Origin of the sequence: Bradyrhizobium sp. (assembly GCF_016462955.1) — a bacterium.
In the GTDB taxonomy this organism is placed as follows: Bacteria; Pseudomonadota; Alphaproteobacteria; order Rhizobiales; family Xanthobacteraceae; genus Bradyrhizobium.
In genome coordinates this window covers 1,469-3,282 of sequence record NZ_JAEMSD010000644.1, presented here as the reverse complement: position 1 = coordinate 3,282, position 1,814 = coordinate 1,469, and the positions used below count along the sequence as shown (strand labels likewise).

General features: G+C 70.1%; 2 protein-coding genes. Both read right to left on the bottom strand.

The genetic code is table 11. The annotated features are described in order from the left end of the window. A partial coding sequence (locus tag JHD07_RS36135) for a flagellar hook-length control protein FliK (protein ID WP_291630877.1) occupies positions 1–1,169 on the bottom strand: 1,169 nt, incomplete at its 3' end. A gap of 55 nt (positions 1,170–1,224) precedes the next feature. Continuing rightward, on the bottom strand, positions 1,225–1,814 hold a 590-nt coding region (locus JHD07_RS36130), incomplete at its 5' end, for an ATP12 family protein (protein ID WP_291630875.1).

Genomic DNA, 1,814 nt, shown 5'->3' with positions numbered 1-1,814 from the left:
GAGGCGATCTGCAACAGCGTCTGCCGCGCGATCGCGGCATCGGTGTCATCGAGCAGGCGGTGAACCGTGGCCGCAAGTGGCGTGTTCGGTGCGAGCGATGGCGCGGCGATGGCCTGCGACGCCGGCAATGCGCCACGGAACGGCGGTGGCGTGGTCGCCTGGCTGGCCGCCTCCGAGACGTGGCCGTCGGGCACGGCCTTGTTGGAGCCGGGCAAATTGCCGAGCATGCGCGGCAGGTTTTGCGTCATCTCCTGCAACAGGCTGGCGGCAAGGCCTGCGGTCATGGTCCGCGGCGATGCGGCCTGCGAAACGGCGGCGGCATCGGCCAGGACTGCAGCCGCGCGTGCGGCGTTGCGCGGCATTTCCTGGGGTTGGGCGATCTCGGCCTCGGCTAACCGAACGCCGGCCGGCACGGTGCTACTTGTGGCCTGAGCCGGTGCGGCTGTTGCCGTCGTGCCAGCCGGGAGCGCGGCAGTGCCGAGCGTGGCCAAGGTCTGGCGCAGGACCAGCAGCGCGGCCTTGAGATCGGGCGTCGCCCCGGACGACGGCGCCGCGCCCGCCGCCAGCGAGGCCTCGAGGAACAGGCCGGATTTCTGAAAGGCAGTCTCGATATCGCCGCCGTCGAGCCCGGCATGGAGCGGCGTCTGCTGCGCCAGCACGTCGAGCACGGCCTGCTTCAAGCCCGCCGGCAGATCGCTGCCGCTGACCACCGCGGCGAGATTGGCAAATAGCGGGGCCTGGCTGCCCTGCCTGGTCGCGGTCTCGGCAGAGGCTGCGCTGACGGCAACGTGTTCTGCCGGGGTCAGGGCGTTGCGCGCCGCGCTTGCGGAGGGCGCAAGCGGCGGGCTCTCCACCAGCGAGGCGGCGCGAGCCGTCAAGGTGACCTGATCGGGAAGCGCCTCGCTCGCTCCGTTCATCACCGCGAGCCGGATCGTGCCGTCGTTCTTGGACACGGCGAGCTGGAGATTCTGGCCGGGGGTGAGCGCCACCTCCGACATCACATCCATCGAGAGGTTGGCGATCGCGATCCGTACCAGATTGTCGGCCATCACGCTGACCACCCTGGCATCGACGACCCGGCCCGCTTGCAGCACAAGATCCGGCGTCGCCGCATCAGCCAAGGGGCTGGCGGCGCTGACGGGGGCGATGGAGGTGACCGGCGTCGGCATCTCGGGGAGCCTCAGGGAGCGCCGGCCACCCTACCGCTGCGTCGTAAACCTCTCGTTAAGGACCTTCGACGGCCGACGGCCTCATCGCCGCCAGAACCGTCACGGCGGCCTGGAAATCCTTCTGGCGTGTGGCGCGACGGGCGGCGGCCTCCTCGTCCACGCCCCATTGATCGATGTTCCAGTCCTCATCGACATGGGCCGCGGCCCAGACCTGGTCGGCGTCCCGCGCGCCCTGCGCCAGCGCCAGCGCGAGCAGCGCCGAGCCGGTCAGGGTTGTGACCATGTGGAGCGCCGCGACCGACCAGGCATCCCCCGGCAGTGCTGCGCGCGCGGCCCGGACCGCCTCGTCCGGCTGCTTCACATGCATGACGCCCTCGGACAGGATGAAATGCGCCCCCAGCGTCTGCGCCGCCCAAAACAGCACGGGATCCCAATGCGCCGCCTCGCGGGCAACCAGCCCTTCGGGGTGGCCGGCGCGATAAAATAGCAGGTCGGTCTCGAAGTACTTCGCCAGATCGTCGCTGACAAGCTCGACCCGGTCGATCACGCCCTCGACCACGCTGTTGGCGATCCGGGTCAGCGGCATGGTGACGGGATCAATCGTCTCGGCTTGCGCGACCCATTCGGAGGCCACCGCGTCGGCGA